The following is a 13,489-nucleotide window of genomic DNA, read 5'->3' on the forward strand; positions in this document are numbered from 1 at the left end:
TCGACGAGAGTGCTTGGCCAGGCCAAACCGGCGTCGACGTCCCGTGCAGCCTTCAGCAGCCACTCAAGGGCCCCGAAGGCAAGCGACTCCGCGTCATCCGGCGTACTAGTGATCATCGGCCCAGCGTTCCACGGAGTTGGGCCGCCCCACGACCCGCATCAAGCCGATTCCGGTGGAAGTGCGCTGGGCGAGCCGCAGTGGGACGAGCGGTCCCGCCGGTGTGTGCGGCCGGATTCGCCGCGGTCAGGCCGGCGGCTGCGTGCTGCTCGGCAAGCTCCGCCGCTGCGGCCCGCACTTGGGCGATCCGTTCTCCGGGTCGGCGGGGAACGTCTCGCGCTCCCCGGTGTCCTGCGGCAGCACCAGGGCCAGTTCGTCGCCGACGAGGAGGGTGTAGTACACCGCATCCGGCACCGGGTGAGGATCCGACTTCCAGGCCAACCGGCCCGGCGTTGTCCATGACCAACGTCTGATGGTGCAATCTCATGGCCGGAGCCTGTCAGAGGCGACCTGGTGCCCTGGCTCGAAGGCGTCAGGTTGACGTCCGCGTCCCGGCAACGGGCGAGATCGGTACGCCCCCTGCCGCTCCGGTCGGAGTTCGACGGCCTGGTCGAGGTCGACGAGCACACGGCGGCCGTCGGCTCAGGCGGGGGGCCTCGTCGGCGCGACCGCCGGCTCCGAGGGTGCGCCGTATGGCCGGCGCTGTCTCAGTGAGCCTCCCACCACGCCTCGGGCGCGCAGCTCGGTGACGTCCGAGAGGCGGAGGCCGGGCAGTGCGTGGATCAGGTCGGCCTGGGAGGTTGGGCGTCTTCGTCCAGGCTGCAAGGCGTATGTCCAGCCTCCCGCCCCCGCTATAGCCGTGGTGGGCAAACGTCCACACTGCCGGACCTCGCGTGGTCGCGGGCTGCGGTGGTCGGACTTCACCCACAGAATCGCCAGTGTGAAGGATGCGCCGCCCGACTCCGAACCGTCCCCGCTCACCCGCCGCACCGACTACGCCGGCGCGGTGTACGGATCGCTCCTGGCCGCGTCCGTTCTGGCGGCCTCGAGCGTGCACGAGCCCTTCCCCAGACTTCAGCTGATCCTTCTGCTGCTTGTCACCGGCATCGTCTTCTGGCTTGCCCATGTCTACGCGCACGTTGCCGGCGAGCGGGAGGCGGGTACGTCCGTCACTCGTGCGGAGATTCGCAGAATCGCGAGCCACGAGTGGCCGATCGTGGAAGCAGCCGCCTTACCCGCCCTCGCGGTCCTGGTCAGTCCGAAGCTGGGCACGGGCGAGAACGCCTGGCTCGCCCTGGGTGTCGCTGTCGCCCAGCAGGTCTTCTGGGCATGCCTGGGCGCACGTCGTGCGGGCGCTTCACGGCCCCAGGTCGTCGCCCAGGGCGCGGTGAATCTGCTGCTCGGCCTGGTGATCGTCGCGGCCAAGGCAGCGGTCGGGCACTGAGCGCAAACCCAGGTGTCACCGGGCCGCCGACGCGAACAGTGCGGCATCCCCTACGCAAGACCAGCCCCCGGACAGCCCACCCGGCACACGAAATCGTGCGCCGGGCAAAAAACGGGTGGCCGTGCCGACGACGAGCAACACGACAGCCATCACCTCGGGCGCGGGGCTCGACGCCCGCCCCGACCGCCGACTCCGAGGGCCCGCCGCAAGGCCGGCACTTCCTCCGCGGGGCCTGCGACCACACCCCGAGCACGTAGCCCGGCAACATCCGGGAGGCGGAGGGCAGGCAGGGCCTGGATCAAGTCGCCTGGGAGACGCGGACAGAGCGCGGGGTAGTGATGTTCGCGAGTTCCGATTCTGGCTCAAGTTCCATGCCGAGTAACGCTCGGTTACGGCTGAATATCGAAGAGAGCGTTGGAAGGGGGTGACGGGGCAAACACCGCGCGGAGGCGCGTGCGTATGGCTCGCCACCTCTTCCAGCCTCCGGGCCGACCCAGTTTGAGGCCGGCCCATCCTCGTCGCTGACGATGCGGGCGAGGGCTTCGTCGGCGAGTGCGCGCAGGTCGGAGAGGAACAGGGGCATGGGTGATTCCGGACCGTAGGTGCTGTCGACGGGGTCACCCTCCGGGCATTGCGCCGCGATCAAGGCGGCGGCCACCCCCTCTTCCGCCTCCCGGAGATAGCCGGTTGCGTCGATCGTCCGGACGAGCACGCCTCGGATCAGGGCTTCTCGTGCCTCGGGCTCGGCTTCGTCGAGTGCGTTGGCGAAGTCTGCTCCGACGCCGCCGCACCAGCGGCAGCGGCAGCGGCAGCGGCAGCGGCAGCGGCCACCGTGAGGGAGAAGCGCAGTGACCATGCCCCGTCAACGAGGCTTACGGCCATGGACCATGGCATCCCGCTCCGCCGCCGGTGGGGTATGTCATCGGACGGTCTCTTCCTGAGAGCCCGCGCGGGGACCCGTGTCGGTCGGCCCGGCGGGAAGGATCCCGGCGCGCTCGAGATGGGTTCGTGCTCCGGCGATGGCCTCGGGGGTGGTGGCGTACGAGCGTCCCTCGTGGCGCAACAGGGTGAGCGCGCCGACGGAGTCGAGGACCTGGTACTGGCCGGGGCGTATCCCGGAGGTCATGACTGCGATGCCGCGCCGGTTGAGTTTTTCGACCGCGTCCTTGAGGACGAGGGCGCCGGTGGCGTCCATGGTCGTCACGCGGGACATGCGCAGGATGACGACGCGGACGTCGGCGACCTCGGCGAGTTCGAGGAGGAAGCGGTGGGCGGCGGCGAAGAAGAGCGGCCCGTCCATGCGGTAGGCGACGATGTGCTCGTCCAGCAGGGCGTGTTCCTCGTCGGTGTGCTCGCCGTGATCGAGCGGGACCTGGTCCATGCGGGCCTGTTGGGCGACGGCTCGCAGGGCCAGGGCGCCTGCGACGGCGAGGCCGATGATGACGGCGTAGACGAGGTCGAGACAGACCGTGGCCACGGCGGTGAGGACGAGGATCAGCGCGTCGGACCGCGTCGCCCTGGCCATCGCGCGCAGCGAGCCGACTTCGACCATGCGGATCGCGGTGGCGATCAGGACGCCGGCGAGGGCCGCGAGGGGGACCTTGGAGACGAGTGGTGCGGCTGCGAAGACGATGACCGCGAGGACGACGGCGTGCGCCAGCGCGGACAAGCGGGAGGAAGCACCGGTGCGGACGTTGACCGCGGTGCGGGCGATAGCACCGGTGGCGGGTACGCCTCCGAAGAGCGGGGCGGCGATGTTGGCCAGGCCCTGGCCGAAGAGTTCACGGTCGGGGTCATGTTTCTGGCCCACGGTCATGCCGTCGGCCACGGACGCCGAGAGCAGCGACTCCAGGGCGGCCAGGGCGGCGACGGCCACGGCGGGGGCAAGCAGTGATCCGAGCGAGCCGAGGTCGAGGAAGGACAGCGATGGCGCGGGCAGGCCGGCGGGCAGCTTTCCGATGGGCCGGGCGGCGTCCAGGTGGAAGGTCTGCGTGACGAGCGTCGCGGCGATGACGGCAACGATCGAGAACGGAATCGTGGGGCGCAGCCGTGCGCCGATCAGCATGACGGCTGCGACCGCTCCGGCGAGGGCGATTGCGGTCCAGTTGGGGGCTTTGCCTGCCTCCTGAAGGGCTCGCCAGGTCACGACGAGGATCTTGTCGCCCTCAGGTTTGGTGACGCCGAGGGCGTTGGGGATCTGCTGCAGGCCGATCACACAGGCGATGCCGAGGGTGAAGCCCTCGACCACGGGGGCGGGCACGTACTGCATGTATTTGCCGGCGCGTGCCATGGCGAGGGCGACGAGGATGAGTCCGGCGAGCAGGCCGACGGTGAGGACTCCGCCGGGGCCGTGCTCGGCGACGATGGGGACGAGGACGACGGTCATGGCGCCGGTCGGACCCGACACCTGCAGATTCGATCCGCCGAAGATCGCGGCGAGGGCACCGGCCACGACGGCGGTGGCCAGGCCGGCCTCGGCGCCGAGGCCGGAGGTGACCCCGAATCCGAGGGCAAGCGGGAGCGCGACGATGGCGACTGTCAGGCCGGCGAGCAGGTCACGACGCGGATCACGACGCGCCTGGTCGAGGTCGGTGCGGGCGGGCAGCAGGGCCCATGCCCGACCCCACGCCCGGCCGATCAGAGATGAGCGCACTTCGCCGCGACTCCCTCGGTGTCCGTCTCACGGAGTTCTGCGAGCAGTTCGTTCTGCCCGGCGAGCAGCTCGGTGAGGATGCGGCGCGCGGCCCGCATCAGGTCGGCGACGTCGCCGCCGGCGAGCGCGTACACGACGGTCGCCCCCTCACGCTGGGAGGTCACGATGCCGGAGCGGCGCAGCACGGCGAGCTGCTGAGACAGGGCCGACGCTTCGACCTCGATGGCCGCCAGGAGATCCCGTACCGATGTCGGCCCGTCCTGGAGCATCTCCAGGACCCGGATACGCACGGGATGGCCGAGCATACGGAAGAACTCGGCCTTGGCCTGGTACAGCGGAACCGACACGGACCCCCTCCTTAAGTTTCTTGCCCCACCCCCACCGCGCAGGCGGACAGGCGGCCGCGCCCGGGGGCGGAACCACACCACGGCAAGCTCTCCGCGCACGACGGCCTACACAATCTTACGAATTGCTAAATTTCGCAACTCTGCGATTCCTGATGACGTCGCCATCGACCGGTACGCAGAGGCGGTCTGAGGAAATCACGCCGGCTCGGGGCGCCTGGGACGCTACCGCTGGGTGGTCGAGCGGACCATGTCGTGGCTGTCGTGGCTGTCGTGGCTGTCGTGGCTGTCGTGGCTGTCGTGACTGTCGGGATGCCGGCGCCTGCACCGGCGCTACGAGCGAAAACCCGAGCACTTCCTGGGGTTCACGGGGTGCGGGTGTTCATGGTCGACGTACCGGTCGACGTCGGCCAGGACCCGGCGCGGGTGGAGCTGGACAGGGGCTCTTCTCTGGTTCAGGAACGGCGATCCAGGCCGGCGTCGAGCACAGCAAGATCCGGGTGGTCTCGTAGTTGCTGTTCGATCGCCCATTCGCCAAGGTCGGCTTTATGCGCGGCCTGCACCGAGTCGACGGTGGTGTCGGTGATGGTGACGAGCAGGTCCAGGTCTTCACTGCGCAGGCCATGGAAGCGGTTGGCCGAGGCGTAGGCCGAGGCCATGGCGGCGGGGCAGCTCCTGCCGGCCTCGGTGAGTTTCTCGAACAGCCATCGCCGAAACGCTTCCCTGCCTGTTCGCGTTCCGCCTGTCCTACTCAGGCAAGCCCGTCCACCGGATCTTCGCCTCGGCAGGTCAGGAGGCGTTCTTCGAAGGACACGTCCACGCTCCCAACCTGCTGGGCGGAGTGCCGGTGGGGACGTCTGAACCGATAGCGGGAATCAGGCCGCGACGAGCTCCTGTTCGCGGTCCGGCGTCTTGACCTGGGGCTTCTTGTTCGGCAGTGAGAGCCGGAAGACCTTGTGCCATGCGGAGAACACCTGCTTGGGCAGCGGCCCGGTGACGTACTCCAGCTCGTACTTTTCGAACAGCGCGCGCACCTTCACCGCGACCTCGGCGTACCGGTTGCTCGGCAGGTCCGGGAACAGGTGGTGCTCGATCTGGTGCGACAGGTTGCCGGTCATGAAGTGCATGGCCCTGCTGCCGCTGATGTTCGCCGAGCCCATCATCTGGCGCAGGTACCACTGGCCGCGCGTCTCGCCCTTGATGGACCGGCGCTCGAAGACCTGCACGCCCTCGGGGAAGTGCCCGCACATGATCACCGAGTGGGACCAGATGTTGCGGACCACGTTCGCGGTGAACGTGGCGGCGAGCGTGGTGAGGAACGACGGGCCCGACAGCAGCGGGTGGATCACGTAGTCCTTGAGCACCTGCTTGCGGATCTTGCGGCCCACGGCCTTGGCCCGCGCGCGGAACTCCGGGTTCTTGCGGCGGCGCTTGTTCAGGTTCTTGCCGAGCTCCAGGTCGTACGCGGCGATGCCGTACTCGAAGAAGCAGGCGTTGAGGAAGTTCCACAGCGGCTGGCCGAGGTGGAACGGGTGCCACTTCTGGTCCTCGTCGACGCGCATGATGCCGTAGCCGAGGTCGTTGTCCTTGCCGATCACGTTGGTGTACGTGTGGTGCAGCTCGTTGTGCGAGTGCTTCCACTGCTCGGACGGCGAGGCGTGGTCCCACTCCCAGGTCGTGGAGTGGATCTTCGGGTCTCGCATCCAGTCCCACTGGCCGTGCAGGATGTTGTGGCCGATCTCCATGTTGTCCATGATCTTCGCCACGGACAGACCGGCGGTGCCGAGCAGCCACGCGGGCGGGAAGATCGAGAACAGCAGCACGCCCCTGCTGACCAGCTCCAGCTTGCGCTGCGCCGAGATGACCTTACGGATGTAGGCGGCGTCTTTCTCGCCGCGGCCGGCGATCACCTCGTCGCGGATCGCGTCCAGCTCGCGGCCGAGCTCCTCGATCTGCTCCGCGGTCAGGTGGGCGGTGGGGTCGATGGCGGTCAAGGTGTTCCTACCGTTCGATGTCGCAGGGGCCCGCTGCGGCGGACACGCAGGTCTGGATGAGGACGCCCGGCTCGGCCTCGGTGATCTCGCCGGTGCGCAGGTCGCGGACGGCGCCCGCCTTGAGCGGCGTGACGCAGCCGAAGCAGATGCCCATGCGGCACCCGGAGGGCATGAGCACGCCGGCCTCCTCGCCGATGTCCAGCAACGGCGTGGCACCGTCCGCGTCGACGCTCTTGCCGGTGGCGCTGAACGTGACCTCGCCGCCGTCTCCGGTGACGACGATGCCGGGGCGGAACCGTTCGGTGTGCAGGCGCTCTTGGACGCCGTGCCCAGTCCAGTGCTCTTCGGCGGCATCCAGCAGGCCCGCGGGCCCGCACGCCCAGGTCTCACGCTCGGCCCAGTCGGGCACGAGGTGGTCGAGACGGGCGATGTCGAGGATGCCGTCCGTGTCGGTGTGCACCTCGGTGAGCCGCAGCTTCTTGGCCGCGACCAGGTCGTGCAGTTCGCTGCGGAAGATCACGTCGTGCGGCTGTGGCGCGCAGTGGACCATGACGACGTCGTCGAACTCGGTGTCACGCAACATGCCCATCACCGGCGTGATGCCGCTGCCGGCCGTCAGGTAGAGCACCTTGGCGGGCTTGGCCGGCGGCAGCACGAAGTCACCGGTCGCCTGGTCGAGCTGGATCAGCGTGCCCGGTGTCGCCCTGCGCACCAGGTAGTTGCTGACCTTGCCGTCCTCGATCGCCTTCACCGTGATCGTGACGCGGCCGTCCGGGCGGCCTGTCGGCGAGGTGAGGGAGTAGGCACGCCACAGGCGCACCCCGTCGACGTCGACCCCGATCCGCACGTACTGACCGGCCGTGTGGCCGCGCCAGCCCCGTCCCGGCCTGATCACGATGGTCGCGGCGTCACCCGTCTCGGGGTGCACGGCCTCGATGCGCCCCCGCAGGTCGGCGCCCGCACGCAGCGGGCTGACCAGGTCGAGGTAGTCCGACGGCAGCAGCGGCGTCGTGACCATCTCCAGCAGTTTCCACGCCCTGCTGCGGAGGGCTGCACTCGTCATGACTCCAGCTTGCTGCGCCTCAGGGCGTAAAATCTTGACCGCAGGACGTAAATCTGGTCGGTTGAATTGTTCGCAGGGAACAAAAACGTGAGTCATGTAATCCGGAGGGCCAGCGAACTGGCCCTGGATGAGACGACGGTCACAGCACTTCGGGCTGAACTGAAGACCACCGCCGACGAGGTCGTCCAGGCGATCATCGACGAGGTCCCTCCCTACGCGGGCGCCCTTTCGGGCCACATGGGCGCCACCATCCGCCGGGCCGTGCGCACCGCCCTGGGGCACTACCTGGACCTCGCGAGCCAGAACGCCACAGGCGGCGACGCCGGTGACGCCGCCTACGAACTGGGCCGCGGCGAGGTCCGCGACGGCCGTTCCATGGACGCCCTGCTCAGCGCCTACCGCGTCGGCGCCCGCGTGGCCTGGCGATGCCTGGCAGCGGGCGCCGTACCCGCAGGTCTGCCCGCCGCCGAGGTCGCCAAGTTCGCCGAGCTGACCTTCGCCTACATCGACGAACTCTCCGCCGCGAGCGCCGCGGGCCACGCCGACGAACTGGCCGCCCGGGGCAGGGCCCACGAGCGCCACCTGGAACACCTGGCCCGCGACCTGATCGCCGGCGCGAGCCCGGACGTGCTGCTGGCCTCAGCTCAACGGGCCGGGTGGCAACCTCCGGTTTCGCTGACCGCGGTCCTGCTGCCCGCCGCCCAGGCCCGGCCCGCCTACCGCACACTCGACCCCAGCACCCTCGTCCTCGACGACCTGCCCGACGCCACCGGTGTGCTGCTCGTCCCCGACGCCGACCGGTCACATCTCCTGCGGCAGCTCACCGACCGCACCGCCGTGGCCGGCCCGGCCCGGCCATGGACTCGCGCGTCCGCCTCCTACGCACGAGCCGCACGCGCCCGCTCCCTCTCCCCTGATATCCGCGACACCGAAGACCACCTGCCCGAGCTGGTACTGAGCGCCGACACGGACGCGTTCGCAGACCTGCGTGCCCGAGCCCTCGCACCATTGCAGACCTTGCCTGCCGCGACCGCACGGCGGCTAGAGGACACGTTGCGGGAGTGGCTGCTGCACCAGGGCAGGCGGGACGAGGTGGCGGCGGCATTGTTCGTCCATCCCCAGACCGTCCGGTACCGGATGTCACAGCTGCGGGACCTGTTCCCGGACCTCGCATCACCACACCGGGTCCTCGAACTGACGCTGGCGGTCGGTCTTCGGGTCAGCTGAGGCGTACGTCGACCATCCACGACTACGTCCGCGAGCGCGTCGGTGAGCGGTCCAGGACGGTGGATCGACGCACCTGACGCCGCCGTGCCCTTGGCGCAGATCCGTGCCGCCGCACAGTCAGACGGCTTCGGCCACCAGCTGACCTACACCGGAACCGACATCCGCAGCCTTACCGCCCTGGTCGCCGCCGGAGCCGGCCTCGCCACAGCGGCCCTCCCCTTTGCCGCCGGCCGCCCTGGCATCGCGGCCGTACCGATCACCGAACCCCGCCTCGCACACCGCACAGAACTCCTCCACCCCCACCACACCGACCACCGAACTCACCGACGCATTACGGCGCCCGCAGTGACCCCAGGCCGGCGCCCCGCCCGGAGTGGACATGTGCCCGCCTGCCATGGCCGTCTTCAACGGCGAGGTCCACCTCCTCTACAGGGCGCCTGGCGACACTTACGCCGGACATAGGGTCCTCAAGCCCAACGGCCAGTGGGAGCCCGCAGTCGGCCCCGACGGAGCATCCATCGGCGCCCCTGGTTCGGTCGTGTCGCGGGCTCCAGGGAGGGGGACAGGAACGTCTCACAGTCCCGGCGCGTCACCATTGCCCTGGCCGTTCACGAGGGCCGGCTCCACATGGTCTTGCGTCACTCATCCGCGGCTCTCGGCCTCTTCCACACCGTGTTCGACGGCACCACCTGGACGAGCAGCGACGAGCCCATGAGCCAGCCCAACCCCCAAGCCGGCGACCCCGAAAATCCCGAGAACCCCTACCACGCGTCCCGCCAAGGCGCGGCGCCGGCCTCCTACGGCGGCAAGCTCCACGTCGTCTACCCCTCCGCCGAGGGGACCACCAACTTGCGGCACGCCACCTGGACCAAGGACGGCGGCTGGAGCGAGCCCGAAAAGCTGGTCGGCCACGAGTCCGTCAACACCCCCGCCCTGCTGGCGTTCAAGGACGGCCCCGCCGGCGCCGAACGCGAGTCCCTGCTTCTCGTCTACCGCAGCCAGGCCGAATAACCGGCGCCTTCCGCGTGGCCTGGCCGGTCACCGGAGTGTCTGGGACGGTGCTCCACACCGCGTGGGGCACCGTCCCAGGCCGCGGCAACACTCCGGCCCGGTGAAACCCGCGCCTCCCCAATCGGCCCCAGTGGTTGACACCGACCAACCGCAGCGAGCCGATGCGTGGCCACGTTCCACCTACCGTGTCCCGGCTCAGTCACATGGCCCGCTGTCGCATCAACGCGCTGGTAGATCGCCCATCCGTCAGCTGAAGTACTCGACCGCACCGGGGGCTTGCCCGCTGTTCGGGGAGCGGGCCGTTACAGCTCGAACTCGAGGTGCTCGATGTCCGTGAACCGGACCTCCTCCAGGGAGCCGGCCCGGCGGCCGCCGTCCTGGAAGTACACCTCCTTGAGTGCTTCGGCCGCGATCTCCTGGAGGCGGGCGTCGCTGGCACCGGCCTCCTGGGCTTCGAAGAGGCGGGCGGCGTAGCCGGGTGGCAGGGCGATGGTGAGGTGGCGGATGCGGTCCTGGTCGGTGGACCCGATCGGCGCGGTGTAGCCCATGCGGGCGCGGGTGTCGATGACGATGCCGCCCGTGCTGGCGGCCTTCGCCCTGGCCTTGGCTCGGATCTGTGGCTGCCAGCGCTTCTTCACCTCGCGCTCCAGGCGCGCGGCGAGGTCCGGGCGGGGCTTCTTGATCTGGTCCTTCACGTACCGCTCGACGGTGCGCTGGGAGATCCGCAGCATCTGGGCAACCGCCTTGGTGCCGGCCATCTGCTTGACCAGGTATCGCATCTGCGGGCCCGCATTCTTGGGCGCCGGGCGCGTGAACGCCTTCTGTACGGCGGCGTCCAGGCCGTCCCCGAACAGGCTCATCGTGGCCCTCTCCTACTCTCCGTTGTCGACGTCGGTGACGGTGCCGTCCTTGATGTACCGGGCGAGGTTGAGTTCCGGGGCGTTGAAGCGCTCGCGGACCTCTTCTCCCCACAGGACGGACTGGGTGCCCTCGTGCTTGACGAGGCCGGGGTTGATGCCGAGTTTGAAGCCGCCGGGCAGCGGCTTGCCCTCCCGGTAAGGCAGGAAGTCGAGCGGTGACGGCCCGGCCGCGGCGTAGACGACGCAGTCGGACAGGATCGCGATCGGGTACTGCCTGGTGAAGGCGGCGTGCTTGATGATCTTGCGGTGCAGGTTGATGCGGGTGCGGGCGATGACCGCCGCGCGGATGTCCGGCCGCCAGGTGGGCCGGGACAGGGCGCGCCACGGCTCGCCGGGCCGCCACCCTTCACCGCGGGGCCGCTCGCGGAGCTTGCCCAGGCCGCCCTTCACAGTCGCTTTGATGGCCGAGACGACGATCGCGAGCTCTGGGTCCCGGGCCTTGTAGCCGTCCATCGCCGTGAGGAAGTCTTCCGGGGCGAGCTCGGCGTCGACGCCGAGGTCGGCCATCGTGGCGAGGTAGGCGTCGCGCAGCCGCGTGTACCAGCCGTCCAGGTAGCGGCCGTTCTCCCGCCGCACCCACGCCTCGGTCGGGCGCACCTCGTAGCCCAGCTCCTGGGCGTAGGCGACAGTGGGCGTCGCGTACCAGGCCAGGCCCGTCGGATGGTCGCCCTTCGGCGTGAACGCGCTGGGCAGCAGACTCGCGTCCAGCTCCACCCACTGGTCCTTGGCGACCTTCACCTTCGACAGGTCGACGTGTGAGAGATCCACCAGCCAACTGCCGGGCAGCTTGGGGTCGAAGACCGGGTTCGTGACGTGCGTCGGGGCTGCGAGACCGACGGGCAGGCCGTTCGCGCCGGCCGCGAAGGCCATGTTGACGTCGATGCCGACCAGGTGGCGCAGGGTGCACTCCGCGTCGGTCATCGGCCGCGCCCAGTCGTACGCCTCCTCGAAGATCTTCTCCGCCTGGCCGCGCATGTGGAAGCGGGGCAGGTCCTTGAGGACGGGGTGGCCGTCGGGGGCCTCGCACGGCGCCGGGTCGACCGGGTCCTTGCCCAGGGAACCGGGGTTGCGCTCGGAGTGCCGCATACCGTCGGCATCCAGCGCGGAGGCGCGGGTCGCCGGGTGCAGTGCGGTCATCAGCTCCAGACCGGTCACCGCCGTCGAGCCGCGCGGAGTCATCACCCGGGACGCGTACACGCCGAGCACTCGGGCGAGTTCGGCCGGCGGGAGCTGCCCGGACTCGCCCCAGTGCCGGGTATCGAGCGCGTTCCACGACGGGATGCACAACTGCACGCAGGCCCGCTCCGAACCGGTGGCCGGGCGGTAGATCCGCGCCCACGGGCCGAACCCGCGCTTCGTCAGCTTCCACTCCGCGCGCACCAGTTGCTTGATGACCTTGTGGCCCTCAGGGATGCGCCCAGCGAGCCTCTCCTCCTCGGTGAGGGTGGCCGGGAGACCGTAGCGCTCGAGGGCGGCCTCGGTGAGCACGAGCAGTGGGTCGGCATCCTTGCCCGGCCCAGACAGCTTCGGCTGTCCGAGCTTCGCCTCCTTGAGCGTCCAGTCGACCAGCGACGGAAGGGACTTAGCGGGCACGTCCAGGACCAGGCCGCCGGTGCAGTACGCCAGCACCTGCCCGTCGGCATCGACGTCGACCACGGCGAGTGGCCCGTTCTCGTACCGCGCGTCGGTGCCGGCCGCAGGGGCAGTCGTTGCTGCGGCCTTCTTCGCTCCCGGACGGCGCGACGTCGACGACGAGGCAGCGCGGGCCGGCGCACGCGAGGCAGCCGCCTGAGCCGTCGTGGCACCGGGCTCGGGCCGGGCCGGCTTCGGCGGCGATCCGGCTGCGGTGTCGGGCTCCGTCTCGTTGACGGAAGGCGCAGCGGCGGCGGGCCCGGCGAACGCCTCCGGCACCTCCGCATCCTCCTGGGCCTGCCGGACGGCAGGGGCGGGGTACAGCTTCGCGAGTCCGTCCAGCAGCCGTGCGTAGGCCTCACGCTCCGGCCCTCGCGGCTCGACCGGCTTCTTGGCCGACTCCCATCCGCCCACCGTGGCCCGTCGCACCTGCAGTGCGGCAGCCACATCGTCGAGCGTCAGGCCGTGCGCGGTGCGCAGGCGCTTGCGCTCGGCCGGCGGCGGCAGCGGGGAACGTGATGCGAGCAAGGCATCGACCGCGTCGAACAGCTCGGACATGAAATACCTCCTGACCCACAACCTACCCCACGAACCGTGCAAGTCGCGTACATTTACCGTACGAATCGCGCACGAAATGCCGTAGGGCGTTGGGCAAGGACGAATGGCCACTGCCCGGATGTCCTGTCTCTGTGATGTCCGGGCAGTCTCGGAGATCTCCGGGCAAGCGGGGCGACGTCTCGGTCGTCTCCGGGCATTTGGTGGGGTGTCTTGCGTCTTCTCCCGGTACGGCGTCTCGGTCCTGCCTACGGTCGATGCCGGCTGAGGAACGACTGCTGAACCAGAGTCACTGGCCGGCCTCCCAGCAGGACTACATCGACCGGCTCGCCGGCGGTCAGCCCCGCACGCCCCTCCTGCACGCGCCCCCTCTCCTCGGCCAGCAAACCGACCCCTTCATCCCCGGCCGCCCGGATCGCTCGCCGGCGCTGGCCTGTCGGCACTGCGTCGCCCGCCCCACCGAAACCTACGACCTCGCCAGGCCGGTCACCGCCGGAAGTCCATCTCCACGAAATGGGGCGCGGCCTCGGCGACACTCCCGCGTCCCTCGCCGCCCACTGAACGAGAGGCCGCGCCGGCTGAAGCAGGCAGCTAGTACGCCGGGGCGCGCAGACCACCTGCTCAGCTCGGTCGTCCGAAGAACTGCACA

Annotated in this window: 13 protein-coding genes; 3 read left to right on the plus strand and 10 right to left on the minus strand. The window is 69.8% G+C overall.

Annotated features, from left to right (window positions below; translation table 11 throughout):
• Positions 1–243: 243 nt before the first annotated feature.
• The gene (locus ABZ893_RS28700) at positions 244–411 is read right to left on the minus strand and encodes a hypothetical protein (RefSeq protein ID WP_361409153.1); all 168 of its coding nucleotides are present in this window, start codon (positions 409–411) and stop codon (positions 244–246) included.
• Between the two features lie 526 nt (positions 412–937).
• Here ABZ893_RS28700 and ABZ893_RS28705 point away from each other — a divergent pair.
• Positions 938–1,441 carry a hypothetical protein gene (locus ABZ893_RS28705; protein WP_361409156.1) on the plus strand — a complete coding sequence of 168 codons (504 nt, stop codon included), beginning with the start codon at positions 938–940 and terminating at the stop codon, positions 1,439–1,441.
• A gap of 298 nt (positions 1,442–1,739) precedes the next feature.
• Here ABZ893_RS28705 and ABZ893_RS28710 read toward each other — a convergent pair whose 3' ends face one another.
• From ABZ893_RS28710 to ABZ893_RS28735, 6 genes are all read right to left on the minus strand, one after another.
• Positions 1,740–2,297, minus strand: coding sequence for a DUF4259 domain-containing protein (locus ABZ893_RS28710; RefSeq protein WP_361409159.1), 558 nt, complete (start codon positions 2,295–2,297; stop codon positions 1,740–1,742).
• A 63-nt stretch (positions 2,298–2,360) separates the two neighbouring features.
• A complete protein-coding gene (locus tag ABZ893_RS28715) occupies positions 2,361–4,094 on the minus strand; it encodes a SulP family inorganic anion transporter (protein WP_361409162.1) in 1,734 nt (577 codons plus the stop codon).
• Positions 4,079–4,441, minus strand: coding sequence for a metalloregulator ArsR/SmtB family transcription factor (locus tag ABZ893_RS28720; RefSeq protein WP_361409165.1), 363 nt, complete (start codon positions 4,439–4,441; stop codon positions 4,079–4,081). The genes ABZ893_RS28715 and ABZ893_RS28720 overlap by 16 nt, the downstream gene beginning before the upstream one ends.
• A gap of 452 nt (positions 4,442–4,893) precedes the next feature.
• Positions 4,894–5,097 (minus strand): hypothetical protein, encoded by a 204-nt coding sequence (locus ABZ893_RS28725; protein ID WP_361409168.1) that lies wholly within the window; start codon positions 5,095–5,097, stop codon positions 4,894–4,896.
• Positions 5,098–5,313: 216 nt separating this feature from the next.
• The gene (locus tag ABZ893_RS28730) at positions 5,314–6,432 is read right to left on the minus strand and encodes an acyl-CoA desaturase (protein ID WP_361409171.1); all 1,119 of its coding nucleotides are present in this window, start codon (positions 6,430–6,432) and stop codon (positions 5,314–5,316) included.
• A gap of 7 nt (positions 6,433–6,439) precedes the next feature.
• Positions 6,440–7,495 carry a ferredoxin reductase gene (locus ABZ893_RS28735; protein WP_361409174.1) on the minus strand — a complete coding sequence of 352 codons (1,056 nt, stop codon included), beginning with the start codon at positions 7,493–7,495 and terminating at the stop codon, positions 6,440–6,442.
• A gap of 87 nt (positions 7,496–7,582) precedes the next feature.
• Here ABZ893_RS28735 and ABZ893_RS28740 point away from each other — a divergent pair, with 87 nt between their 5' ends.
• Positions 7,583–8,722 (plus strand): helix-turn-helix domain-containing protein, encoded by a 1,140-nt coding sequence (locus tag ABZ893_RS28740; protein ID WP_361409176.1) that lies wholly within the window; start codon positions 7,583–7,585, stop codon positions 8,720–8,722.
• Between the two features lie 117 nt (positions 8,723–8,839).
• Here the strand turns inward: ABZ893_RS28740 and ABZ893_RS28745 are convergent, their stop codons facing one another.
• Positions 8,840–9,130, minus strand: coding sequence for a hypothetical protein (locus ABZ893_RS28745; RefSeq protein ID WP_361409179.1), 291 nt, complete (start codon positions 9,128–9,130; stop codon positions 8,840–8,842).
• Positions 9,131–9,349: 219 nt separating this feature from the next.
• Between ABZ893_RS28745 and ABZ893_RS28750 the strand changes: the two genes are divergently transcribed.
• The gene (locus tag ABZ893_RS28750; protein ID WP_361409182.1) at positions 9,350–9,733 is read left to right on the plus strand and encodes a hypothetical protein; all 384 of its coding nucleotides are present in this window, start codon (positions 9,350–9,352) and stop codon (positions 9,731–9,733) included.
• A gap of 302 nt (positions 9,734–10,035) precedes the next feature.
• Here the strand turns inward: ABZ893_RS28750 and ABZ893_RS28755 are convergent, their stop codons facing one another.
• Together ABZ893_RS28755 and ABZ893_RS28760 are read right to left on the minus strand one after the other, a co-directional pair.
• Complete coding sequence (locus ABZ893_RS28755) at positions 10,036–10,593, minus strand: XRE family transcriptional regulator (RefSeq protein WP_361409184.1); 558 nt, start codon at positions 10,591–10,593, stop codon at positions 10,036–10,038.
• 12 nt (positions 10,594–10,605) lie between these two features.
• The gene (locus ABZ893_RS28760) at positions 10,606–12,843 is read right to left on the minus strand and encodes a helix-turn-helix transcriptional regulator (RefSeq protein WP_361409187.1); all 2,238 of its coding nucleotides are present in this window, start codon (positions 12,841–12,843) and stop codon (positions 10,606–10,608) included.
• Positions 12,844–13,489 lie beyond the last annotated feature (646 nt).

This window comes from Streptomyces sp. NPDC046821 (assembly GCF_040645335.1).
In the GTDB taxonomy this organism is placed as follows: Bacteria; Actinomycetota; Actinomycetes; order Streptomycetales; family Streptomycetaceae; genus Streptomyces.

Coding starts and splice junctions, on each gene's coding strand:
- ABZ893_RS28710 (WP_361409159.1), bottom strand. CDS start 2,297: ATGGTCACTGCGCTTCTCCCTCACGGTGGCCGCTGCCGCTGCCGCTGC.
- ABZ893_RS28725 (WP_361409168.1), bottom strand. CDS start 5,097: ATGGCCTCGGCCTACGCCTCGGCCAACCGCTTCCATGGCCTGCGCAGT.
- ABZ893_RS28735 (WP_361409174.1), bottom strand. CDS start 7,495: ATGACGAGTGCAGCCCTCCGCAGCAGGGCGTGGAAACTGCTGGAGATG.
- ABZ893_RS28750 (WP_361409182.1), top strand. CDS start 9,350: ATGGTCTTGCGTCACTCATCCGCGGCTCTCGGCCTCTTCCACACCGTG.
- ABZ893_RS28755 (WP_361409184.1), bottom strand. CDS start 10,593: ATGAGCCTGTTCGGGGACGGCCTGGACGCCGCCGTACAGAAGGCGTTC.
- ABZ893_RS28760 (WP_361409187.1), bottom strand. CDS start 12,843: ATGTCCGAGCTGTTCGACGCGGTCGATGCCTTGCTCGCATCACGTTCC.